Consider the following 20,099-nt stretch of genomic DNA (forward strand, 5'->3'; position numbering starts at 1 on the left):
GTCTCCAATAATTAATTAGTTTTTGCAAAGGCCCTTACAGCCTCTTGCAAATCAGATAAGGTTTTTGGGTTTATTTCGTTGGTAGCGCTTGGCATACCATTAGGATCGGAAGTAGCGCCCGGCATACTTCCCGTTAAGGCACTAATTAGTTTTCGTCGCTCGGAACGCGGCATTTCCGCTTTAGCCAATGCTGCATCGAGCTTACGTATAGCGGCTTGGGGACTTTCATCACCATCATTAATTTCATCAGCCGCAAGCAACCCGTCAGCAAAACCTTTTGCTATTGCATCACTTGATGCGATATAGGTTTCATCATCCATCATTTTGCTGACAACACTTTCAGACTGACCACTTCTAGCAACATAGATATCGGCCATTGATTTATCAAAAGGCTCTAAGTCTGCCGCTAATTTTGCAAAGTCGTGCCGGTTACCAACCCCTATTGACCAGCAGTTGTGGATCATCAAAAACGCACCGCGCCCCATATGAATTTCATCGCCTGCCATCGCAATAATGGATGCGGCTGAAGCGGCAATGCCCAAGATATTAACGGTGACTTTGCCACTGTGAGCACGAAGCAAGTTATAGATAGCCAACCCTTCAAACATGTCACCACCTGGGCTATTGATATTGACGACGACATCATTGTTCCCAATAGCGCGAAGTGCACCAGAAATACGCTTAGCGGTTACTCCCTCCCCCCAATAATCCTCACCAATAACATCTAAAACAGAAATCGTGTTGGCAGAGCTAGCGGCACGGATGCTGCTATTCCACTTATCAAGTGTTCTTGGTTTGAGTTCATAGCTAATCGATGCGCAGGGGCGATCCTCCAGCGCAACTGGCAAATTGTTTCTTTTCATTAAATTTACTCCTCGGAATGAGGTTTTTGGGGTTGAGTTGTTGGGTCACCTTCTGGGAATAGCCAGTTGGTGATTTGAGCCTTAAGCTTTTCAGCCTCACTGCCAGAAATATCTTTTCCTAACTGGTCAATCGGGGTTAAGTTGAGTTGAACAGTGTAAATATCACCACCATCAATAGGCGGAAGGTTTTCAAGGCGCCTCACATCATTACGGCTCATCCAACCATTTTGCAATGATGTTGTATAGTAAGCCGCTCGACCTGCGCTATCTGCTCGAAGTAATCCCTCGACAGAAAACTCTGCATAATAATCATCATCACCACTCAATAAACAACGACTGATTTCTTGCTCGATATTGACAAGTAATGGCCTCAATGTGTTCGTTAAAAACTGCATGTTCATGCCTTCCACACTGGATGCCCAACTGCTTTGTTTATCCATATGGCCAACCATAAACGGAGGAACACGAAACCAGCGGCAAATTTCCTCTATACTAAAAGCCCTACTTTCTAACATTTGCGCTGCTTCAGGGTTCATAGTGACATTGTTGTATTTCATCCCCCCCTCAAGCACCATCATTTTTCCAGCATTCTTTGAACCGACAAAGCTTAATAAATAACTTCTAATGCGCTCTCGCTGCTCGTCATTCAAAGGAAGTTCTGAAGAAATAAAACCAGAGCTCTGCAGCCCATTTTCGAATATTTTAGCGGCTGATTCTTCAACTGATAAAGCTGAACCAATGACATTTCGCCCAGTTTGAATGGGGATCATTCCACATATGCCATCCATACCAAAACCACGGATATGCATCATATTTTTAATGGGTACTATTCTCTCTTCTTTGGTGAAAGGGTCTGTGTATTTATATTCAAGCATTCCACTAGCTTCATCACGCTTTACGACCATGTTTTGAGGAAGTAGCGGAACCAACGCAACAAGCTTTGGGCCGATGTATTTTTTTTCAATAAAGCTATTCCCGCGCAAACATAAACTAGCTACTACCATTAGCATGAATCTTGATGGCGTCATCTCTATATTAGGTTGCTTGCATAGCAACCTATAAACGGGATGCTCTTTAGCTAAAGTACGCGAACCGTCACTTCTGCTTTGGTAGATTTTTATAGGTAAAGTTGAAATAGATTCACTTAGTAGCCTCACACAGGCCCATACGGTTGAGAGCTGCATTGCTTTATCCGCAGTCACAAGCTTTCCGCTAGTGCTCACGCCACTCCATTCTTGCCAAAATTCTCCATTGGTTAGCGATATTGGGACGCCCAACCAATTAAGAAGCGCGCTCTTAACGCGCCCCGGCTTCTTGTTATGCTTCATCAGATACCTACTATGATTGGGTTATTTATGAATCCTGAGTAATCAGGCTTATCTTCATGCAGCATCGCTCTTCCGACTGCCATCATTGTCGAAACCGCACCATCAATTTTATTTTCATTGCCATCTTTGGTTGGCCTAACAACATCATCACTACCCGGCAAATATTTACCGACCACATTTTGAAAGCACCATGTCATGATAGGATTTCCATCATGATGGAATCGACCTGCAGCAAGTGCGGCTTCAATCTCTTTCATGGGATCACTCATATTTGTGTAGTTTTGCGTAATCGAAATAGGCTCCAGCCCTTCATCCTGCAATCGATGCGAAAGCGCAATAGCACCCGAGGGGTCGATAGGACTTGAAACGATGTTGAAATGCGCTCTCAATTTTAAAATTGAGTCCTCAATGAGCCGATAATCAACTTCTGCGCCATCGCTCGGAATGAGAGCACCTTGATTGACAAAGCTTTGATAGCGTTCAGCTGTTCGTAATTTGTCAGTATCCGTTGAATAAATAGTATCTTCAGGTGCAAAAAATAATGGTGACACTGAAAAATAATGCTTTTTACCGTTAATTTCGCGCTTAAAGATTGGTGCGACACAGTTCAAATCTAGCTTTGTCGCTAAGTCGATCCCTAAATAAACATCCTCGCCGTAGAAATCTTCAATTTTTAGGCTCTTGTCCTCCGCTTTTCGCCAGTGGTCCATGTTATAGAACGCTGATTTAGCGGTTACCCAAATATTGAAATGCTTCGTTTTGATTTGATTGGTCTGCCTGGGGGTTGTTATCCCTAGCTCTTGCTTTGCTAACAGGTAGTCATATTTGACAGAGACGCCACAGTTAGGATTCGATTTAATGACTGCTTCAGGTGCTTTCCAGTCATCCTCTTTATCTATCGTGTAGATGATGCCAAAGATTTGATCGTTAGCCCCACCAGTACGAATCCCCTCAAGAATTTCAGTTACTTGGCTGCGTTTATCATAACAAGGGCTTTGAATATCAAAACCTGCTGTCGTGATAATGAGTGTAAGCGGTTGCTCACGCGCTCCCATCCCCGTTGTCATTGTCGTATACAGCGCATCCGTTGAATGCTCGTGATACTCGTCGATAATCGCGCACGTTGGGTTATCACCATCACCAGGATCACCAATTAAGGGCGCAAATACAGAACCATCTGGGCGAGTCATTTTTTCTGCCCATGGCTTGATTTGAAAGCGTTTTCTTAATGATGGAAGCTTTTTGACCATCGCTAAAGCAGGTTCAAAGACTTTCCATGCTTGTTTTTCGGTGGTTGCACCGCAATACACCTCAGCGCCGTACTCACCATCAGCACAAAACATATAATTACCGACCGCAGCCGCAATGAGTGATTTACCATTTTTACGGGGTACTTCGACATACATTTCTGTAAATCGACGATTGCCACACTTCTTTTTTACCCAACCAAAAACCACACAGAAAATAAATAGCTGCCATGGCTCCAGTGTGATCCGTAGCTTTCGCTTTGCCCAATCACCTTTTGTGTGCGGCATAAGCTGAGCAAAACGACAAAACCTCTCAGCCTTATCTTTATCAAATCGATATGGCCAGTTTTTATCTTTCGCTTTCTGGAGGTCGCCTAAATGCCGTTGACATGACTGTTTGACATAGATACATGATGGAATTTTTCCGCTAACAATATCTCTAGCATATTGATTTGCCGCGTTGACGCTCGGATAAGTAGCCATAATTAAAACTCATCGAATTCGTTTCCATCATCATCTTTCTCTTTTGCGCCAGTGCTTCTCATTCGACTCAACGGGTCTAGGCCGAGCAATGATCCCAATCGTGCTATTTGCGAAACGCTGTCATTTCGAACAGCAACAGCTGGGTGCTTTTTAAGCCCACCAGATCCGCTCATTTCAGTAATACCACCACTTTCCAAGTCCATTTTGGCGTGCTTTAAAATAACCTGTTCAGCCGTAAGCATTAGTTGAAAAGCGTTACAATAAGCAACAAGTAATGGGGCATCTTCAAGTTCGAACGTGCCGCGATCAATTAAAATCTTACTTTGTGTTTTCCACAATTTTATTGCCGCATCACCCATCAATTCATCGGGTGGGGCGATTCGAGTAATACTGCTTTTTCCGTTTTTAGCAGGTAAATTTTTGCGTCGACCGCCACCCGAGGCACGGATACCAGTTGCCATTTAGCCTCCTAAAAAATGTTAAAAAGTTTCGAAAAAAATAATCCTTAATTCACGTCCGTAAAAATTTACCTGAAGCGGCAGTCCTAGAGGGCGAGAGGGGTAGAGATTTTACCCGCCCCTCCCCATAGATGATAATTATTATCATTCATATAAATATTCATATATAACAGCTACTTGCGCAATCTCTCTGTTGCTGTCTTCCTTTTATGGCAAGGCCAGCATAGTGATTGCAAGTTACCATCCTCATCAGTACCACCATGTGCTTTAGGTATGATGTGGTCGACAGTCTTGGCTTCTACAGCCCGGGGTAAGCAGTTTTGGCAAAGATATTTATCACGCTGAAGGATTCGAGGCCGTATCTTATCCCACTTAGAACCGTAACCTCGCTCATGTCGGCTCTTGCCGGACTGGTGGCTCTCCCATCCTGTGCTTATATGGTCTTGGCAATAGCCACTACGGTCAGTGGTTGTCTTGGTACATCCGCGCTTTCGGCAAGCACGAGGGATACGTGGCGGCATCGGTAACTCCTACGGTCGCTTGTTGTGGTGCGGTATTCAGCAATCTATCAACTATCATCTGCTGCTCTTTGATATCAGAATCAATAGTTGCTCTTTGCTTTTCCACTTCAGGTGGTAACTCTTTATCACCAAACATTGTGATAGCCGTCTTTATTAAATGAAGAGCAATGAGTTTGAGCACCTCATTGAATCCCTTAGATTCACTGTTGCAAACCGATTGTCTTGGCTGTGAGTTGCTCATAATTGCCATCCAGACTTAGCTGATTGAATATCGGCATGAACTCGCTCTAGGGAAGCTGCAAATGCTCTATCTGAATCAGCTATGGTCTGTTGTATTGATGTCATAGATGACTGCAATAGGCTAAATTTAGTTTCCAACCCTTTGATTCTACGCTGTTCGTCTGTTTCTGTTTTAGTTGTAGCCGTTAAAAATCCGCCTTCAGCGCCTTCCTTTGCTGCCTGTCGCATAGCACTATCTATTGCTATGCCTTTTATCTTTAAGCTCGGAATGGGTGTCGGTGTTATATAAAAGCTATCAATAAATACCTGACCATTTGTAATAAAGAACTTATCAGCGCTAAATCCAACACTTGCTGGCTGCTTCAGTCCCGTGCTAATCATCAGCCCTTCAATACGTTTTAATTGTGCTTCCAGCTTATCTAAGTCAGTGCTATCAACTGATATCTTTATAAATAGGGTGGCTATTTCTTTTTTATCTGACATGTCTGTCTCCATAAATGAAAAAGCCACCAGTGATTAGCTGATGGCTATGGATATTTTATTTAAGTATACTCACATCGCTTCACAATAAATTTCTTTACTTACTTTTTTCAAATCAATTAAGGGTATCAAAATGCAAAGAAAAATAATTGTTGCCGCACTCGTAGCGTTCGTTGCTCCAGTGATTGCAAATGCTTCATGCGACAGTGTTGTTGAAGAGATTACACAAAAGATTATTAATAATGGTGTGCCTGAAGAGGGTTTTACCATTACTGTCGTTTCCAATGAAGAAGCTGCATCACAGCAAGGTACTGTTGTTGGTAACTGTTCAAATGAAACACAGCAAATTATTTATACAAAAAAATAATTGCTGCTATGCAGAGGGCTTTATTTAAAGCCCTCTCACTTTTTATTCGAGTTGTAGAACGCCGTGTTCGATTGAATCTGAATAAGCCACTAGACCTTCATAAACAACATTATCACCATCAAAGGCTTTGCCCACTTCAATAGTGTAAGACAGTTACCCTTCCTCCCGCGCTAACTCATGAAGAGACTTGATTTGTTCTGGTATTAATACGATTTTGCTCATCAATAAATACTCCGATTTGGATTAAGCAATAAGTAGTGATAATATCCTGCCGCTGGTTAAGGATGACTGGTCCTACAACAATAATGATAAAGATGCATTTCCATTAGATATGCCCTTCTATAGAGGGGCTTTTTTTTATTTGCATACGCGTTTTTCAATATTCTTTTCCGTATTTCGTAACAATTTATACATAGATTATTTAACCTATGTTGGTACCATTCGCACACCCATTTGACATTTGGGTATTCATAAACAAAAAATTGGTTCTATTAATCGAATATTTCGCCCCGCGCCAACGAGGGGCTTTTTTTTATTCTTTCGGAATGCTTTTATCCAACTCTTCACGGAATTGAGATGGTTTATCGAAGTCTTGTGTTGCCATCTTATTTCTCCATTAAAAAACCCCGCAATTGCTAGGCTGACATATTTAGTTAAGATTTTTTACACTTATTCATCAGTCAATGTATTAATCTTAAAAATAGACATATATAACAATAAACCTACTAGGCAGTGTATATAGTTAGCCCATATTCCACTAGGCGGTGGTATGGGCTATTTTTTTTACCCTTTTCCCTTCAATTTTCCGTGCTGCTTTCCTACATAATAAAACCACCAATAACTAGTTGATAGCTATTAATATTTAACTTATGTACAACTAGTTGCAATTAACCAAGTAAAGAGTGCTAATTATGAATGAATATCACATGACAGGGATTGTAATTGAATTTATGTTAATCATGTGCACATACTATTGCTTCAAAGATATAAAAGAAGCATCCCCATCGGGAGCAGCATTTAGAACGCTAATTGGTGTCGTTCTTTTTCTTGCCTCAGCATATGGTGCAATGCTACTTTTTATTACTCTTATTATTTGACCTCAATAACTCATGTTGTTTTATTGTCTAAAATATCCACTTATAGAGATAAATCAGACCTTCAATTACTCCCCATCCAAGCGCTGTGCATACGAAACCAAGTAAAAGGAATGCTCCTGATCCAGGTAAGTTATTAAACATAATTACCACCTTGTTATTTACTATGCCTAGCCGCTTCAATCTCTCTAATGGCTTTTTTATCTAAATTACATTGCTCGATAACTGTTAGTAGCGACTCATTTATCAATAGAGAGTCACCCCAAGGAAATGTCTCAGGGATGTATTCAGGTAAACAATCATTGAGTAGATGAGCTGGAATGGACACTGATGGCGTTTGAACGTATTCTATTCGCGTGGTTGTGCAACTCGACAGTAGCATTACGAGGAGCATCAATAGCAGCACACTTATCATCCACAATAACGGTTTTGATAATGGTTTTAACCGTTTTAGAAGCCACTGCCGCCGCGTCACGTTCCCTAAGGTTATTTCGTGAGATTTCATTAAACGTTACCGAAAGTTCTAAAACGGTGGATAATATGAATTGACTTGTAGCCGCTTCATTTTCTAATCGCTCAATATCTTTTTTTACCAAAATATTGCTGTCATAAAGCGTTACAGCCCACCAGCTCACAGCAAATAGCGCTAAAAATAACCAGAATGAATTATCTATTTTCATAAATTCACCTGCTTACCTCGGTAGTGATCTAGGGCTTTTTGACATCGTTTTTCTAAACTTACCTTGTCAATACCGCAGGTATCATCTCTGAGTACATATACGCCAGTTGCCAAGTAGATAGGGAATCCGATAATGAAAGCGGATATGCATAAGCGAACTCGCCAAGGCATACGGCTTTTTCTACTTCTCGTCTTGTCATTAACCCTTTCCATTTGACGCCCCCAGCATATATCCAGCGTTTAAGTTCATTACATGCGCCAGCTTGGTCACCAGCATTGAGTTTTTTAAGTAGCGTAGAACGTGAGAATGCCCCTGTTCCGACGTTATATGTGAATGAGTACAGTGCAGCCCTTGTGTAATCAGGGATATTAACCTTAATTAAAGGGTTCACAGCCTTAGCGACAATTGCCAAGTCTTTTTCTAACAGCGCATCACACTCGGCTTTTGTGTAGGTTTTTGTGGGGATAATGTCGGGGCCCGTGTGCCCATAACATACGGTAAGAACTCCCACTACATCACGGTAAGGCTTGGACTCATACCCTTCAAACTCTGCAATCATCGCAACAGTTAAGGTCATCAGCCCACCAGCTGCAGCGGCCATTTTTATTTTATTTGGTATTTTTGCCACTGTTAGCCTCTCTTAATTTGAATTCTTTCCGTTTGTAGTACCAATTCACCAAGAAGGTAGCGACAGTACAAATAATCCCGATGAGCACCGCCCATTGGTCTAAAGATAACGCCCCTGCCGCAGTGGTTATTACTCCTAATGCATAAGAAAAGGGGCTTGAGTATTTTTCGTGCATACGCATATCCACCCCCTGCGGAGTGTTCCGATGTTTAGTTAATAGAAAGCCACCAGTAATAGCAGCTAAATTTAGATTCATGAATTTAATCAGTATTTGAGATAAGTTAGAGGTTCAGCCCTATGTGACTTACCGAAGGGATGGCTGATTAACTTCGGAGTGAGGATTTTATGTCTAAATTTATTGTTAATGGCGTTTATGATTTATCTCATGCTTATGTAGTAGACCCAATTCCCAATGTTAAATATTTGGTAAATGTAAGCTTAAACGTCAATGGTATGAATGCAATGATTGGTATTGATGCTGTTTCTAACGATTTAAAAAATAAAACAATAGATGAAATTGGAAGATTAGCCTATCAGCAATTTTTAGCTAGCACGAGATGTGACTAATAGTCTTAGTTCGTTCATTGCCACTGCGTTGGTTTCTTGTATGTAGTTAACAGCTTGATTGGCACTTTCAAGCTGTTTTTCTAATGCTGTTACTCGTTCATCTAAACTACGATCCGCTTTTACCTTAGAAATACGGGTAATTCGTGCTTTTTTGATATTTCGACTCATAACTACCTCTCTTAAATAGAAAAAGGCCACGCAATGCGCAGCCCTTGATTGATTCTCACCTACTGAATTAATACCTTCTGTTATATGCCTTCTGGTCTATTATTGCTCTCTGGCTATCCTTAACACTGTTTAATGTGCTATCAGCATAAGGGTCATCTTTAGGTCTTTCCTTGCTAAAATCTTGCTCAGAAGATACGCACGCAGAAAGCATTACCGCAAAAACGATTATCAATAGCCTCATTTAATACCTCACATTAATATTTGTGTAAGATTTTAGACTAATTGAGGGCGGTAAGTTCAGTTCCCCAATTAAACATTATTGAAACGATAAGACAGTTATAGGTATTGTGGAGGGATGCACTAAGAGTATATGGTGTTCAGGTTCCCCAAGGCGTGTACGCTTCTATCCTGATAAGTACAGATACCCCATGCGAGTTAACCAATCAGCCTTGCCATTCTCCACAATGAAAATCCTACTTACTTTAAAATCACTATGCGCAAGATAGATGCCGATAAATAGAGTTTCCATTGTGTAAATCGAGTTGCTTTTGTATATTTACCTTAAGTAACGTTAGTGATATAAATTAATCTGCAAACATTTAGAGAGCTTTTTTTCTGGTTTTTCCCAATGGTATGTATACCGCCACCTCTTGCTGTAGGTGGTTTTTTTTACTTGCTGAGCGTGGGTGATATACAATAACTATTCCACAGTTTGTCAATTTGCGATTTATCAAAAACTTCCCCAACGCCATCTATCGCTGGTATTGATATATTAATTTCCCCATCAGGCTTTATATATACTTTAACCACAAGGCGCTTAAATTCAACTTCACTGACAAAGTCATAGTGTCGTGATACATAGCCACAAACATAACCAACCTCTCCACCATTATGAGATATTTTATTGAAGTGGTATTCCATGTCTTTAAAAGACTCTAATTTAGGGCTATTCAAATATCCAAGCACAGTGCGCTTTGTTCTTTCAATAACACTCACATCATCTTTATAGGAAAGAGTTAGCCCTAGCACAAAGCCAGCACCTAGTAAAAATAACGCAATAATAAAATTAAATATTTTACTCATAACAAAAACAGTCTCTTAAATAGAAAACCCGCCATTACTGGCGGGTCTACACCGTAATCCTAATTTACCTAGTATGGGACGCCACGATTAAGTGAAATACGGTGTATCTCCTATATCGGGATGATATTTATTCTTTTCAAGTACCCGCATTATATCCCAAAACCTACTTGAAATTTTACCATCAATATCTATATTTTACTTGCTGGTTGTATTTATGTTTAACAAACAAAGTGAGGCAATTAAATGAAGAAAACACTGTTTGCTACTGCAATTGCAATGTCTTTGATATCTGCATCAGCTTTCGCTGCAACAGATGCAAAACCTGTATCTAAATGGACGTGCGAAGATTTTTTAGCAATCGATGATGCATTTTATCCAACAGCAATTGGTGCTGCTGAGATTATCACCCAGAAAGGTAAGGTAGAAGACCCTACTTTAGATATTAGTGGTATCGAAACATCCACTCCGTTAATCGTTGAAGCTTGCGAAAAAGCTCCCAAAGAATCATTTATTCAAAAAGTCGAAGCTCATTTGAAAAAAATGTAATCTAAAGACCCCATCTGCTTAGGTGGGGTTTTCTTTTATTATGCATAACTACACATGTAACTCTGACCAATCATAACAGCAAGTCTTATGTTTGTTTCAGACATAAAAAAACCCCGCGATTGCGAGGTCTTGAATTGGTTTAATGCGACTAGGTATAGAATGTCCATTATTAGAAGATAATAAGCCAATTTTATGCAAAATGCAAGTTATTGCTGTAACTGAAACTCAATTGTGGTATATGCAGTAGCAAAAAATTTACTTCTCTAAAATAAAGTACTGAATATGATTTCAAACCTCAAACATTCTGAAATAGAACAAGTTTTAAAAATATGGCTTGATTCATCAATAAAGGCACATGATTTTATTAGTAAAGACTTCTGGTGTGACAAAATTGATGATATGCGAAATATTTACATTCCATCAACAATGACCCGTGTCTTTAGTGAAGACAATACTATCTTGGGTTTTTATTGTTTATCAGACCAATTGCTTAATGCACTCTTTGTATCGCCTAGCCATCAAAATATCGGTATTGGAAGCATGCTATTATCTGATGCTAAAAAGCACAACAACAAATTAAATTTGGCTGTCTATAAAGAGAACAAGCAAGCTATAAGTTTTTATAAAAAGCATCATTTTACAATTAAAAGTGAAGAAATAGATCCTCATACAAAGCAGTTAGAATTACTTATGGAGTGGGTCGCTGATTAACGGCTTACTTTATGGACTTGCTAAATGCCTGCTCTGCTTCGCTTTCTTCAATAAAGCATTTTCCAGCTAACTTTTCATAGAATGGCTTCCAATTCCGTGACCATGATGATTGGGTTAAATCGGGCACTAAGTGCTTTATTGCATTATACGCCACAGACGACGGTACACGGTTGAACCCCTTACCAGCACAACGAGGACAATCTTTAAATACAGGCACGCCCTGCAGCTTAGTTTGTGCTTCATCTAATACTTTACCACGCCCTTTACAGCGACAACTGTGTGCTATTTGCCCTTTTCCATTACATGGTATACATAACTCTTCCACCTTTTTGTTTTCAATCCACGGCTCAATAACTACAGTACCATCTAATCTTGCTATACCAGGATGTTTAATGACGTCTTTGTGCTTATAAATAAGGCCCTTACCGCTACATGCTGAACAGGGAAAAACTGAACCTGCTGAACGGGCATAATCTTCAAATGCCATTCTGGCCAGAATAATTAGACAATAACCCAACTTTTTACCTGCAGCTTTAGCCACCAGCCTAGGTGTGGTTTTTTTAGCATATTGGGTCAAGGCTTCTACCGTAGAGAACTTATCCTCTTCGCTGATATCATTTTTCGCCAAAAAAGCCGCCATACCGAATTCAGCTTGTGATTCAGTCATGCCTACAGCCGCCATAATATCGGTACCTGTTAAACGGTCTGGGGATGTGCAGCCAGCTACATTGCCGAATGTCGGTGACTTAGGATGAAAGTTTTTAAGTACATTTTCTAATTTCATGATATCCGCCTCTATCAACCAAAAACACCCAGACCGATAGACCGATCTAGAAATTTAAATAACAAAATGATTTGGCTTCCATGCTCCCGCTCCCACCCATTTGGATCTTTATGTAACTCGCTGTGGTGAATGCGACATAATGGTATAGTGAACAAATCATGGGCTTTGGTGCCTGTTCCACCTTGCCCGTAACCTATTAAATGGTGAGCATCATCCGCTGTGGAGCCACAAACACAACACGGCTGTGATTTAACCCACTTAAGATATTCGTCGCTTGTCCAGCGTTTAAATTTTGGCTTTAGCATTAGGCTTGCTGGTGGCTCGGGGTCGATGGTTAAATTTAATACAGGTTCTGATACCCGTTCACCATTCGGCAATTCGCTGAGGTATTGCTCAGAAAGAGAAATAAGGCCCGATGGTTGATGCTTTAATTCATCAGGTAATGTCGTGATCAGCATTCTGCTGTTAAACAAATTTAGGCTTGCTCCTGGTCTAAACATCACAGCATTAACTTCAGGAATAATGATGGGGGTTAATATCCATTTGTGGCTCATGATATTTTCTCCACCGTTGCATTAAGGGGCTTTATCTCAATTTCAAATCGACCACCCTTTACTACTTCACACCAAGTAATATCAGCATGCTTTACTTGGTCATCGTCTTTCCAAATATTTGCATGTGTTAATGCATCAAATGGTGCTTTCAAATAGTTATCAATATCTCTCCTATGGTTGGTTGGTGGGTACATCTTCACGATGACTGACACGTGCTCCGTAATAGCTTTCGGTCTTTTGCGGAGTTGATCATAAACAGCCGCTATAGCACTTGCTCGAAACCGACGACCTTTCTCACTAATAAGCATCTTGCCGTTGACTGTTCGCCAGCATGCATTAACACTTGGTGGAAATGGCAACACTAAATAAATTGAATTGTTCATTTTGATACCACTTCATTCCAAATTGTTATTGCCGATGATTTATCATTTACTGCTGGGCCTTTCGCCCCACAGCTATGACAGTAAACATAAAACCATGTGCGATATTCGAGAGTTTGAATGTGCAGATCTTCGCTACCACATTTACATTGATTGATTTCTGGCATTTTGTTTTTCACTATCTAACCCCCGCCCCAGCAACGCATTGAATTTTAATATCAATGGGTTATGCGTTTTCATCAACTCTTTAACATCACACTTCACATGCCGATTTGTTTTTGCTCTATATCTCTTGCTTTTATTGTCTAGTTCGACTGTTTTCTCATAAGCATCTTGCTGAATCACATAAATACTAAAAGCTCCCTCTTTTCTTTCTGTTTTCTTTATCGCTTTAGCTCTGAGCAAAAAATCTATCGTGATTTTTGTATGACTGTTAGATGATGCATATATGCTTCTGATTTTCTTGGTTGTTATTTCATTACCCGCTTTGAATTCGCTCGCGATTCTTAAATACAAAGGAGTCATACCGCCTCCCCTAAGATTGCTTTGCCTAACTCCATTAAGCGATTTTTTGAGACATGCGTACCAATTGCTTTTGGCTCTACAAATGGACGCCAGATAAGAAGAATTGAGCCTTTACTATTGCCCTTTTTCTCTTTTCCCGTATTGGGATCAACAAAATTAATACGGCCATCGATAATAGTTCGAACTTCATCAACGCTTTTTAGCGCCAATGAGTACCAAGATGTTGATTTATCCGCTGGCAATAACATCACTATTGGTTGGTTTTGCTTTGTGCATTGTTCCGCAGCTTTAGCGATCCACGGTTTTATCTTACTGTAAGGCGGGTTACACCATATGGCGCCACGACTTACCCAATCACTTTGTAATGCATTCTGTTCTATAGTTAAGAAATATGAGCACAAAGCATTTTGCTCACTTGCAGCAGCATCTAACCAAAAACCAAACTCAAGCGTTAAAGCTTCAAATAACCACTGAGGTGTTTGCCAGCAATCTTTATCTTCTGGAGCAGTATTACTTGAATAAACAGCCATTAGATAACGCCTCGCTGCTGGTGGGATTTAACATACTCGCGCATATGCTTATAACGCTGCTGAACTTGAAAATGGTCAGCATGATGGTTTAAGTGGCGAAACTTCCTGCAAGTCACTAAATCACAACGGGATTGATTCCATCTGTTACGAAGCTTGCGAATAGAGCGCCATTTACGTAGCTGTTTGAACATGGCAATCATGCCTAGCACGTCAACGCCATAGATTGTTTTAGTTTCACTACACATCATGCTGCTCCTCCTAAACGCTGCTCATGTTCATTCCAGATACTTACCCATTTTTTCTGCGCCCACTCTGGCTGCATACGCTTAACGCCTGCATTGCTTGCATCACGCCTCACTAAGTATTCAAGTTCTGTTGGATTTTCAATTGGAAGAGATTGGCCTAAGAAACGCTTAAAGGCCTTATCACACTCAGGGTTGTGGGCTGATACTTGTGATTTTTTATGTGGATTTTCTTTGCTCTTAACGGTCAGCGTGTCAAAGTGCTTGCGGAGGCTTTTTGTGCTTAAAATATTTTTATGCCAAAACGAATCACGGCTAGCCCAGTCAAACAGCGCACAAATTTGCTCATGGGTACGACCATCAATTTCACGCATCAAGCGAATATCATTTGCCCAATCAAACCACTTAGGGGCTTTCTGAGTTGGGTTGATAACTTGAATTCGCTTAAACATCCACTTGGCTGATTCTAAATCTTCCAGCGTTCCCCATAGCTGACCATTCGCACTCGATACCGCTGAATTTAAATTTTTATTAGAAATATCACGTTCAGCCGTGTCGCTGGATTCGTTAGAATTCTGCGACGAAAGGGATTTATTGATCTGTAAGTTATTATCTGAGTTAAGATCTGTATAAAGATAGGAATCCTCATTTTCGACGTTTCCATGATTCTGCATTTCTGCGGTTTCCATTCCGGATTTTCGACGATTGGATTCCGCATTTTCGACGTTTCCATTCCTCACTTTCGACGTTTCAGAAATAGCAGGAAAAATCATTGAGATAAGCGCATCACCATCTAATCTGTAATGCGTAACTGGGGTTCCATTAACCTTTTTAGTTTTCGTTTCAATAATGCCGGGGAAGTATTTTTTACGTAATTTATCAACCAGCCGACGAGACTGTTCTTCGCTTGATAAACCTTTAATTTCATCAGTAAGATCTTCATGGCTCTTATAAAACCAGCCATCGCTCGCACTTGATGCAACACCCGACCAAAATACCAATTGATTCAGTATTGCAGCCAAGGCGTGAGCCTGCTGATCACCCTTAAAAAACTCAAGGTAAGGCACAGGTATAACAATTACGTTTTTATGCCCTGACATGGCTTGAACGATGTCAAATGTATTTGTCATGCCTTCACCCGATTAGTTGCATTAAAATCATCTACCAACCACTCAACAAACTTGTAGTTGGTCTCCTGCCGTCCTTCTGGTACTTTTAGTTCATAGACAAAACGGCCATTACGTATAGAAACTCTTACTTGCGTTCTGTACCGTAAATTCGTTACACTGCTCATGCTAGTTACTCCACACAAGTTGTTATTAGCACCCGACGCCTCGGACCGCATATCTGGGGCGTCAACCTTTCTTATGTAATTTAATGAGCGCATTGATAGCCCCTCTAGTGCTTGCGATTGCCCTATCCAACATGGTCATAATTTGCTTTTCTTCATGCCTATCAACAACACCGTCTTCCAATGCTTTACCAATGAATACAACTAACTCACCGCGAGTTGTTGATGCACGAGTTTGTAATTTGAATAATTCGGGTTCGTCTAAATCCTCTGGGCTTATCTTTTCCACCAGCAATAAATTTCTTCTGTTTGCGTAATATCCAGCAAGAAATGATGTGTTAGATAAATCCTCCATTGCCTCAAGCTCTTCACGCTCAAAAAAACGACAGCCGTTTTTCTCGTACAAGTTGTTATTGAACGTGGTTTCTGTCATACCCAATGCACCTGCCATCGCTGAACGTCCACCGGGGTACGCCTTACACATCTCTTTCACGACTTCTTTTAATGTTTGTTTGCACATATCTACAATTCCGTTGTTTTGTTGGTAGTTAACTCAGTTAGTTGGATTTGGTACTTTATTGATAAAGTGCAGGGTCAAACCTCAATTCACCTTTCGTTCTGTAATCAGCCTCAATGGCACGATTTTTCGGAATTAATTGATTGGGCCGTTTTTTCCACTGGTAAAAAGCTTCGGGGCTTATCCGAAAAAACTCAGCAATTTTATTAGTGGTTCCGAAGTATTTTTCGATCTGCTCTGTGGTCATAACACCTCCTGATTTCTAAGTTAAGTTAGATATTAATTGTTAATTTATATTTGGTCAATAAAAACTAAGATAACTTAGGTTTATATGAAATGGACTTAGGAATGAGTAAAACTGAAAACACCATCGGAAGCAGAATAAAGGCCTTGAGGGATATCACTAAAACCACCCAAAAAGAACTTGGTCGGTACTGTGGCGTATCTGATGTTACTGTCGGGTATTGGGAGAGAGACCTAAATGCACCACGGAGTGATGCTCTATTGAAATTAGCTAGGTATTTCAATACAACTGAAGCATATATATTGTATGGTATTCCATCTAAGCAAACATCTAACATAATCACGAGCGCACAAAAGGTGCCGATTTTATCTTATGTCCAAGCTGGCAACTTCACTGACTATGCGCCAAATCAAATTTACGATGATGATTTAGAGTTCATAGAGACCACCCTTAAAGTATCGCCTCTATCATTCGCATTGCGCGTCATTGGCGACTCCATGACAAATCCTTATGGCTTACCGTCAATCCCAGAAGGCTCAACAGTTATTGTTGATCCTGAAGCTGAAGTTGTTAGTGGTAAATTTGTTGTCGCTAGATTACAAGGCTCTGATGAAGTTACCGTGAAACGTTATGTTGTTGATGGCCCCAATAAATTTTTAATGCCACTAAACCCCCGATATGACAACATTCCAATCAATGGTAACTGTGAAATAGTCGGTCTCGTTCGTGGTGTTCAATACGAGCTATAGCCTCCCTTCTTAATTTAAATCTAAGTTTTATTAGATTTTATATTGACATAAATCCTAAGTTGAATTAGCTTATATCTAAGACAACTTAGGAGGCACTCAATGCAAACCAATTCAAATGAACCAATCGTCACTTTTAGCGTTGCTATGTCGCAAGAAGATGCTGCAGCATGGATTATGGAAAAAGCCGCTGAACTTCAAAAGCTGGCGGCACTTAAAGCTAAGCAAGTCGAGCTGCAGCGCCAATTAGAAAAGCTCGATGAAGATATTTTCGATCAGTCTGAACGTTGCCAAGTCATTATTAGTGCTTAACTAGGTTTAATGTGCGAGGTGATGGGTATGTGTAATGAATCTAAGTGCCAGAAAATTATTGATTTAATGAATGACGATAACACCAGAGATAGAATAAAAGCCCCAGCACAAAAAATCACTAATATGCACGCAAACTTAACAGCAAAAACAGAAAATAAAACGCATGACCTAAACGTTGGTTTACTAGGGATTGCTGGGCACTTACTTGATGAAATGGAAAAACAATTTCAACTAAAAGGTATAGGCCCAGCAGCTAACTATAAGCTAGCGGTACTTAAAGCTCTGGAATGTATAATTCTTTTAAAGTGATACCCTGCTCTTCTAATCGGTCACGTAATCGACCAGCTAGAAAGCGGTATGTTTTATCAAATTCGTCCCGTTTGTGTTCTTCATTGGCGAAATCAATTTCAACGCTATTATTTAAAGAACCAAATAAATCGACAGTTTTATCGAATACATGTAGTGCAAATTGTTCTTTAGTCATTTTTAGATTGTCTGACATAAAAAATTCTCTTGGTTGTGTAGGGCTTCCAAGAATACCACAGCCGCCTGATGTGGATAAGTTAGTTCAGGCAACCTTATTAACTGTGTGGAGTGCTTAGTATGGGAATGCTTATTCTTACTCGAAAACCAACCGAAGTTGTGGTTATTGGTGATGATATTAAAGTTACAATTTTAGGAGTAAAGGGTAACCAAGTGCGGATTGGTATTGATGCCCCAAAAGATATTAGTGTCCATCGTGAAGAAATTTATAAACTAATTTTTGCTGATAATAATAAGTCTGAGTGATAGTTATTTATTGTATTTAAATTAAAACCAAATCAATAAATAAAAAAATACCGCCAATAAATTCAGCGGTAAATAATTAACACACAGGGATCAGCTCATTCTATAGGAATATAAGTAACTGTAGAATTACTTAAGCTTAGTCCAAAGATATAAATAAACAAGAAATTAGCAAAAAAAACCGACATATAATATGCCGGCAAATAATAGCAAGTATCGCGTGTTACTTAATAAGTATAGTCAAAAATTAAAAGTCTGTATGCGGCAGAATGTGGAGGTAATTATGCAAATGCTAACTTTGGAGGAATGGGCGAGCGAACGTTATAGAAGTCGCCCTCCTCGCCTGGGGACATTACAACGCTATGCTAGGAATGGCTTGTTCTATCCACCAGCACAAAAAGAAGGTGGTATTTGGCGTGTGAGAGAAGATGCCGACTTAGTCGGTAATTTAACATCACCAGTTATCAATAAGAATGATAACCCAAAATTACAAAGGATTTTAAACGATGGCTGCCCGACCACGTAAAAATAACGTCAACATCCCTAATCTCTACCCACTATTTAGCAGAAAAGCTAACAAGATTTATTGGCGTTATCGTCACCCTATAACTGGAAAATATCATGCCCTCGGTGACAATGAGGCTGAAGCTCGTGAAATTGCGATTGAAGCTAATAACCGGTTAGCTGAACAACGTAGCCGTCAAGTCATGGCGATCAGCGATAGAGTAGCAAGAATTAAAGGTAAAGAGATCACCGTAAATACTTGGCTGGATCGCTACTGGGTAATACAAGAGGAACGCCTTACTGACGGTGATATAAAACAAAATACATATAAGCAAAAAAGAAAACCTGTGGACCTAATGCGCCACTCTCTCGCAATGAAGCCTTTACCTGCAGTTGATGCGAGAGATATCGCATCAATACTTGATGAATATAAATCTAATGGCCAACATCGCATGGCTCAGGTTATTCGATCTGTATTAATCGATGTGTTCAAAGAGGCGCAGCATGCTGGTGAAGTCCCACCAGGATATAACCCTGCACTCGCAACTAAACAACCAAAAAGACGAATTACCCGCCAGCGCCTTAATTTAGAGGAGTGGCAAAAAATATTTGAAGTAGCAGACAAGCAACATAAGTATTTAGGCAATGCGATGTTATTAGCAGTAATTACCGGGCAGCGACTTGGCGATATTTCAGCAATGAAATTTAGTGATATTTGGGATGACCATTTGCATGTAACGCAAGAAAAAACAGGAAGTAAACTGGCTATTCCACTAGCATTAAGCTCTGATGCATTAAACATGTCGCTGAGGGATGTTATTTCTAGATGTAGAGACCGTGTTCTCAGCCCATATCTAATCCATTATTTCCGTACAACTTCTCAAGCAAATCGAGGTGACCAAGTCACTGCAAATACAATAACAACAAATTTCAAGAAGGCACGAAATAAAACTGATATTGATTGGGGTGAAGGAACACCAGCTTCATTTCATGAACAACGATCTTTATCAGAAAGACTCTATCGAGAACAAGGAATTAACACTAAAGATTTACTGGGTCATAAATCGCAAAAAATGACCGATAAATATAATGATGACCGGGGTAAAGATTGGGTAAAAGTAGTTATTTGATAGTCTATATTGGGATAGGTTTTGATAATTCGTTTTGATAACTTTTTGATAACCATTTCAAATGTGACAATAAAAAACGGGAACTATTAA

At 40.0% G+C, this 20,099-nt stretch carries 33 protein-coding genes; 10 read left to right on the forward strand and 23 right to left on the reverse strand.

Annotated elements, in window-relative coordinates; genetic code table 11:
* Positions 1-11: 11 nt before the first annotated feature.
* The 7 genes from PR767_RS19930 to PR767_RS19960 all read right to left on the reverse strand — a co-directional run bounded on the left by PR767_RS19930 (position 12) and on the right by PR767_RS19960 (position 5,623).
* Positions 12-863 (reverse strand): head maturation protease, ClpP-related, encoded by an 852-nt coding sequence (locus PR767_RS19930; protein WP_272520857.1) that lies wholly within the window; start codon positions 861-863, stop codon positions 12-14.
* A gap of 5 nt (positions 864-868) precedes the next feature.
* Positions 869-2,191 (reverse strand): phage portal protein, encoded by a 1,323-nt coding sequence (locus PR767_RS19935; RefSeq protein ID WP_117162332.1) that lies wholly within the window; start codon positions 2,189-2,191, stop codon positions 869-871.
* On the reverse strand, positions 2,191-3,921 hold the full coding sequence (locus tag PR767_RS19940; protein WP_117162333.1) for a terminase large subunit: 1,731 nt from the start codon (positions 3,919-3,921) through the stop codon (positions 2,191-2,193). Before PR767_RS19940 ends, PR767_RS19935 begins: the two co-directional genes overlap by 1 nt.
* Positions 3,922-3,923: 2 nt before the next feature.
* Positions 3,924-4,382 carry a phage terminase small subunit P27 family gene (locus PR767_RS19945; protein WP_117162334.1) on the reverse strand — a complete coding sequence of 153 codons (459 nt, stop codon included), beginning with the start codon at positions 4,380-4,382 and terminating at the stop codon, positions 3,924-3,926.
* A gap of 170 nt (positions 4,383-4,552) precedes the next feature.
* Positions 4,553-4,900 carry an HNH endonuclease gene (locus PR767_RS19950; protein WP_117162335.1) on the reverse strand — a complete coding sequence of 116 codons (348 nt, stop codon included), beginning with the start codon at positions 4,898-4,900 and terminating at the stop codon, positions 4,553-4,555.
* Positions 4,842-5,141 (reverse strand): hypothetical protein, encoded by a 300-nt coding sequence (locus tag PR767_RS19955; protein ID WP_147318175.1) that lies wholly within the window; start codon positions 5,139-5,141, stop codon positions 4,842-4,844. The genes PR767_RS19950 and PR767_RS19955 overlap by 59 nt, the downstream gene beginning before the upstream one ends.
* Positions 5,138-5,623 (reverse strand): hypothetical protein, encoded by a 486-nt coding sequence (locus tag PR767_RS19960; protein ID WP_272520858.1) that lies wholly within the window; start codon positions 5,621-5,623, stop codon positions 5,138-5,140. Before PR767_RS19960 ends, PR767_RS19955 begins: the two co-directional genes overlap by 4 nt.
* 130 nt (positions 5,624-5,753) lie before the next feature.
* On the opposite strand from PR767_RS19960, the gene PR767_RS19965 reads away from it, so the two are divergent.
* Entirely contained in the window at positions 5,754-5,987 is a 234-nt protein-coding gene (locus tag PR767_RS19965; RefSeq protein WP_109913318.1) for a DUF1161 domain-containing protein, read from the forward strand.
* A 1,251-nt stretch (positions 5,988-7,238) separates the two neighbouring features.
* On the opposite strand, the gene lysC is transcribed toward PR767_RS19965, so the two are convergent.
* The 4 genes from lysC to PR767_RS19980 are packed head-to-tail and all read right to left on the reverse strand — an operon-like array spanning position 7,239 to position 8,570.
* Positions 7,239-7,496: an Rz1-like lysis system protein LysC gene (gene lysC, locus PR767_RS21310; protein ID WP_419179627.1), complete on the reverse strand. Its 258-nt coding sequence runs from the start codon at positions 7,494-7,496 to the stop codon at positions 7,239-7,241.
* Positions 7,381-7,761 carry a hypothetical protein gene (locus PR767_RS19970; protein WP_117162338.1) on the reverse strand — a complete coding sequence of 127 codons (381 nt, stop codon included), beginning with the start codon at positions 7,759-7,761 and terminating at the stop codon, positions 7,381-7,383. Before PR767_RS19970 ends, lysC begins: the two co-directional genes overlap by 116 nt.
* 58 nt (positions 7,762-7,819) lie before the next feature.
* A complete protein-coding gene (locus tag PR767_RS19975; RefSeq protein WP_272520859.1) occupies positions 7,820-8,389 on the reverse strand; it encodes a lysozyme in 570 nt (189 codons plus the stop codon).
* Positions 8,370-8,570: a phage holin family protein gene (locus tag PR767_RS19980; protein ID WP_109913315.1), complete on the reverse strand. Its 201-nt coding sequence runs from the start codon at positions 8,568-8,570 to the stop codon at positions 8,370-8,372. The genes PR767_RS19975 and PR767_RS19980 overlap by 20 nt, the downstream gene beginning before the upstream one ends.
* 164 nt (positions 8,571-8,734) lie before the next feature.
* On the opposite strand from PR767_RS19980, the gene PR767_RS19985 reads away from it, so the two are divergent.
* Positions 8,735-8,956 (forward strand): hypothetical protein, encoded by a 222-nt coding sequence (locus PR767_RS19985; RefSeq protein ID WP_109913314.1) that lies wholly within the window; start codon positions 8,735-8,737, stop codon positions 8,954-8,956.
* On the opposite strand, the gene PR767_RS19990 is transcribed toward PR767_RS19985, so the two are convergent.
* Together PR767_RS19990 and PR767_RS19995 are read right to left on the reverse strand one after the other, a co-directional pair.
* On the reverse strand, positions 8,933-9,124 hold the full coding sequence (locus tag PR767_RS19990) for a hypothetical protein (protein WP_117162340.1): 192 nt from the start codon (positions 9,122-9,124) through the stop codon (positions 8,933-8,935). The two genes, PR767_RS19985 and PR767_RS19990, sit on opposite strands and share 24 nt — an antisense overlap.
* Positions 9,125-9,793: 669 nt before the next feature.
* Positions 9,794-10,207 carry a hypothetical protein gene (locus tag PR767_RS19995; protein ID WP_267750826.1) on the reverse strand — a complete coding sequence of 138 codons (414 nt, stop codon included), beginning with the start codon at positions 10,205-10,207 and terminating at the stop codon, positions 9,794-9,796.
* Positions 10,208-10,450: 243 nt separating this feature from the next.
* Here PR767_RS19995 and hdeA point away from each other — a divergent pair, with 243 nt between their 5' ends.
* On the forward strand, positions 10,451-10,753 hold the full coding sequence (gene hdeA, locus PR767_RS20000) for an acid-activated periplasmic chaperone HdeA (protein WP_006662224.1): 303 nt from the start codon (positions 10,451-10,453) through the stop codon (positions 10,751-10,753).
* A 282-nt stretch (positions 10,754-11,035) separates the two neighbouring features.
* Positions 11,036-11,464: a GNAT family N-acetyltransferase gene (locus PR767_RS20005; RefSeq protein WP_267750825.1), complete on the forward strand. Its 429-nt coding sequence runs from the start codon at positions 11,036-11,038 to the stop codon at positions 11,462-11,464.
* A 4-nt stretch (positions 11,465-11,468) separates the two neighbouring features.
* Here the strand turns inward: PR767_RS20005 and PR767_RS20010 are convergent, their stop codons facing one another.
* The 9 genes from PR767_RS20010 to PR767_RS20050 all read right to left on the reverse strand — a co-directional run bounded on the left by PR767_RS20010 (position 11,469) and on the right by PR767_RS20050 (position 16,534).
* Entirely contained in the window at positions 11,469-12,248 is a 780-nt protein-coding gene (locus PR767_RS20010) for an antitermination protein Q (protein ID WP_267750824.1), read from the reverse strand.
* Between the two features lie 14 nt (positions 12,249-12,262).
* A complete protein-coding gene (locus PR767_RS20015; RefSeq protein ID WP_267750823.1) occupies positions 12,263-12,802 on the reverse strand; it encodes a DUF968 domain-containing protein in 540 nt (179 codons plus the stop codon).
* Positions 12,799-13,185: a RusA family crossover junction endodeoxyribonuclease gene (locus tag PR767_RS20020; protein WP_267750822.1), complete on the reverse strand. Its 387-nt coding sequence runs from the start codon at positions 13,183-13,185 to the stop codon at positions 12,799-12,801. Before PR767_RS20020 ends, PR767_RS20015 begins: the two co-directional genes overlap by 4 nt.
* A gap of 141 nt (positions 13,186-13,326) precedes the next feature.
* Positions 13,327-13,707: a hypothetical protein gene (locus tag PR767_RS20025; RefSeq protein WP_267750821.1), complete on the reverse strand. Its 381-nt coding sequence runs from the start codon at positions 13,705-13,707 to the stop codon at positions 13,327-13,329.
* Complete coding sequence (locus tag PR767_RS20030) at positions 13,704-14,237, reverse strand: phage N-6-adenine-methyltransferase (protein ID WP_164565490.1); 534 nt, start codon at positions 14,235-14,237, stop codon at positions 13,704-13,706. The genes PR767_RS20025 and PR767_RS20030 overlap by 4 nt, the downstream gene beginning before the upstream one ends.
* Positions 14,237-14,485: a hypothetical protein gene (locus tag PR767_RS20035; RefSeq protein ID WP_272520860.1), complete on the reverse strand. Its 249-nt coding sequence runs from the start codon at positions 14,483-14,485 to the stop codon at positions 14,237-14,239. The genes PR767_RS20030 and PR767_RS20035 overlap by 1 nt, the downstream gene beginning before the upstream one ends.
* Positions 14,482-15,609, reverse strand: a complete 1,128-nt coding sequence (locus tag PR767_RS20040) for a replication protein 15 (protein ID WP_272520861.1) — start codon at positions 15,607-15,609, stop codon at positions 14,482-14,484. Before PR767_RS20040 ends, PR767_RS20035 begins: the two co-directional genes overlap by 4 nt.
* A 225-nt stretch (positions 15,610-15,834) precedes the next feature.
* Positions 15,835-16,290 carry a YmfL family putative regulatory protein gene (locus PR767_RS20045; RefSeq protein WP_109913327.1) on the reverse strand — a complete coding sequence of 152 codons (456 nt, stop codon included), beginning with the start codon at positions 16,288-16,290 and terminating at the stop codon, positions 15,835-15,837.
* A gap of 55 nt (positions 16,291-16,345) precedes the next feature.
* The gene (locus PR767_RS20050) at positions 16,346-16,534 is read right to left on the reverse strand and encodes a Cro/CI family transcriptional regulator (RefSeq protein WP_109913337.1); all 189 of its coding nucleotides are present in this window, start codon (positions 16,532-16,534) and stop codon (positions 16,346-16,348) included.
* An 89-nt stretch (positions 16,535-16,623) separates the two neighbouring features.
* On the opposite strand from PR767_RS20050, the gene PR767_RS20055 reads away from it, so the two are divergent.
* The 3 genes from PR767_RS20055 (at position 16,624) to PR767_RS20065 (ending at position 17,898) form a co-directional block, all read left to right on the forward strand.
* Positions 16,624-17,280, forward strand: coding sequence for a LexA family protein (locus tag PR767_RS20055; protein WP_272518523.1), 657 nt, complete (start codon positions 16,624-16,626; stop codon positions 17,278-17,280).
* 99 nt (positions 17,281-17,379) lie between these two features.
* On the forward strand, positions 17,380-17,589 hold the full coding sequence (locus tag PR767_RS20060; protein WP_117162352.1) for a hypothetical protein: 210 nt from the start codon (positions 17,380-17,382) through the stop codon (positions 17,587-17,589).
* Between the two features lie 27 nt (positions 17,590-17,616).
* A complete protein-coding gene (locus tag PR767_RS20065) occupies positions 17,617-17,898 on the forward strand; it encodes a hypothetical protein (RefSeq protein ID WP_117162353.1) in 282 nt (93 codons plus the stop codon).
* Here the strand turns inward: PR767_RS20065 and PR767_RS20070 are convergent.
* Positions 17,864-18,091: a hypothetical protein gene (locus tag PR767_RS20070; protein WP_117162354.1), complete on the reverse strand. Its 228-nt coding sequence runs from the start codon at positions 18,089-18,091 to the stop codon at positions 17,864-17,866. The genes PR767_RS20065 and PR767_RS20070 overlap by 35 nt on opposite strands.
* A gap of 107 nt (positions 18,092-18,198) precedes the next feature.
* Here PR767_RS20070 and csrA point away from each other — a divergent pair, with 107 nt between their 5' ends.
* The 3 genes from csrA (at position 18,199) to PR767_RS20085 (ending at position 20,009) form a co-directional block, all read left to right on the forward strand.
* Positions 18,199-18,378: a carbon storage regulator CsrA gene (csrA, locus tag PR767_RS20075; protein WP_004911707.1), complete on the forward strand. Its 180-nt coding sequence runs from the start codon at positions 18,199-18,201 to the stop codon at positions 18,376-18,378.
* 280 nt (positions 18,379-18,658) lie between these two features.
* Positions 18,659-18,901, forward strand: coding sequence for an excisionase (locus PR767_RS20080; RefSeq protein ID WP_181937041.1), 243 nt, complete (start codon positions 18,659-18,661; stop codon positions 18,899-18,901).
* Positions 18,882-20,009, forward strand: a complete 1,128-nt coding sequence (locus PR767_RS20085; protein WP_117162355.1) for a site-specific integrase — start codon at positions 18,882-18,884, stop codon at positions 20,007-20,009. The genes PR767_RS20080 and PR767_RS20085 overlap by 20 nt, the downstream gene beginning before the upstream one ends.
* Positions 20,010-20,099: the final 90 nt, after the last annotated feature.

Origin of the sequence: Providencia sp. PROV223 (genome assembly GCF_028479245.1) — a bacterium.
In the GTDB taxonomy this organism is placed as follows: domain Bacteria; phylum Pseudomonadota; class Gammaproteobacteria; order Enterobacterales; family Enterobacteriaceae; genus Providencia; species Providencia rettgeri.

Bases quoted from the DNA above. Each gene is read 5' to 3' on its own strand.
- PR767_RS20070 (WP_117162354.1), bottom strand. From the start codon at position 18,091: ATGTCAGACAATCTAAAAATGACTAAAGAACAATTTGCACTACATGTA.
- PR767_RS20015 (WP_267750823.1), bottom strand. From the start codon at position 12,802: ATGAGCCACAAATGGATATTAACCCCCATCATTATTCCTGAAGTTAAT.
- PR767_RS19960 (WP_272520858.1), bottom strand. From the start codon at position 5,623: ATGTCAGATAAAAAAGAAATAGCCACCCTATTTATAAAGATATCAGTT.
- PR767_RS20020 (WP_267750822.1), bottom strand. From the start codon at position 13,185: ATGAACAATTCAATTTATTTAGTGTTGCCATTTCCACCAAGTGTTAAT.
- PR767_RS20050 (WP_109913337.1), bottom strand. From the start codon at position 16,534: ATGACCACAGAGCAGATCGAAAAATACTTCGGAACCACTAATAAAATT.
- PR767_RS19990 (WP_117162340.1), bottom strand. From the start codon at position 9,124: ATGAGTCGAAATATCAAAAAAGCACGAATTACCCGTATTTCTAAGGTA.
- PR767_RS19980 (WP_109913315.1), bottom strand. From the start codon at position 8,570: ATGCGTATGCACGAAAAATACTCAAGCCCCTTTTCTTATGCATTAGGA.
- PR767_RS19930 (WP_272520857.1), bottom strand. From the start codon at position 863: ATGAAAAGAAACAATTTGCCAGTTGCGCTGGAGGATCGCCCCTGCGCA.
- PR767_RS20060 (WP_117162352.1), top strand. From the start codon at position 17,380: ATGCAAACCAATTCAAATGAACCAATCGTCACTTTTAGCGTTGCTATG.
- PR767_RS20040 (WP_272520861.1), bottom strand. From the start codon at position 15,609: ATGACAAATACATTTGACATCGTTCAAGCCATGTCAGGGCATAAAAAC.
- PR767_RS20065 (WP_117162353.1), top strand. From the start codon at position 17,617: ATGTGTAATGAATCTAAGTGCCAGAAAATTATTGATTTAATGAATGAC.
- lysC (WP_419179627.1), bottom strand. From the start codon at position 7,496: ATGATAAGTGTGCTGCTATTGATGCTCCTCGTAATGCTACTGTCGAGT.
- csrA (WP_004911707.1), top strand. From the start codon at position 18,199: ATGCTTATTCTTACTCGAAAACCAACCGAAGTTGTGGTTATTGGTGAT.
- PR767_RS19970 (WP_117162338.1), bottom strand. From the start codon at position 7,761: ATGAAAATAGATAATTCATTCTGGTTATTTTTAGCGCTATTTGCTGTG.
- PR767_RS20035 (WP_272520860.1), bottom strand. From the start codon at position 14,485: ATGATGTGTAGTGAAACTAAAACAATCTATGGCGTTGACGTGCTAGGC.
- PR767_RS19965 (WP_109913318.1), top strand. From the start codon at position 5,754: ATGCAAAGAAAAATAATTGTTGCCGCACTCGTAGCGTTCGTTGCTCCA.
- PR767_RS19945 (WP_117162334.1), bottom strand. From the start codon at position 4,382: ATGGCAACTGGTATCCGTGCCTCGGGTGGCGGTCGACGCAAAAATTTA.
- PR767_RS20010 (WP_267750824.1), bottom strand. From the start codon at position 12,248: ATGAAATTAGAAAATGTACTTAAAAACTTTCATCCTAAGTCACCGACA.
- PR767_RS19985 (WP_109913314.1), top strand. From the start codon at position 8,735: ATGTCTAAATTTATTGTTAATGGCGTTTATGATTTATCTCATGCTTAT.
- PR767_RS19940 (WP_117162333.1), bottom strand. From the start codon at position 3,921: ATGGCTACTTATCCGAGCGTCAACGCGGCAAATCAATATGCTAGAGAT.
- PR767_RS20045 (WP_109913327.1), bottom strand. From the start codon at position 16,290: ATGTGCAAACAAACATTAAAAGAAGTCGTGAAAGAGATGTGTAAGGCG.
- PR767_RS20005 (WP_267750825.1), top strand. From the start codon at position 11,036: ATGATTTCAAACCTCAAACATTCTGAAATAGAACAAGTTTTAAAAATA.
- PR767_RS19950 (WP_117162335.1), bottom strand. From the start codon at position 4,900: ATGCCGCCACGTATCCCTCGTGCTTGCCGAAAGCGCGGATGTACCAAG.
- PR767_RS20030 (WP_164565490.1), bottom strand. From the start codon at position 14,237: ATGGCTGTTTATTCAAGTAATACTGCTCCAGAAGATAAAGATTGCTGG.
- PR767_RS20055 (WP_272518523.1), top strand. From the start codon at position 16,624: ATGGACTTAGGAATGAGTAAAACTGAAAACACCATCGGAAGCAGAATA.
- PR767_RS20025 (WP_267750821.1), bottom strand. From the start codon at position 13,707: ATGACTCCTTTGTATTTAAGAATCGCGAGCGAATTCAAAGCGGGTAAT.
- PR767_RS19995 (WP_267750826.1), bottom strand. From the start codon at position 10,207: ATGAGTAAAATATTTAATTTTATTATTGCGTTATTTTTACTAGGTGCT.
- PR767_RS20085 (WP_117162355.1), top strand. From the start codon at position 18,882: ATGGCTGCCCGACCACGTAAAAATAACGTCAACATCCCTAATCTCTAC.
- hdeA (WP_006662224.1), top strand. From the start codon at position 10,451: ATGAAGAAAACACTGTTTGCTACTGCAATTGCAATGTCTTTGATATCT.
- PR767_RS20080 (WP_181937041.1), top strand. From the start codon at position 18,659: ATGCAAATGCTAACTTTGGAGGAATGGGCGAGCGAACGTTATAGAAGT.
- PR767_RS19955 (WP_147318175.1), bottom strand. From the start codon at position 5,141: ATGAGCAACTCACAGCCAAGACAATCGGTTTGCAACAGTGAATCTAAG.
- PR767_RS19935 (WP_117162332.1), bottom strand. From the start codon at position 2,191: ATGAAGCATAACAAGAAGCCGGGGCGCGTTAAGAGCGCGCTTCTTAAT.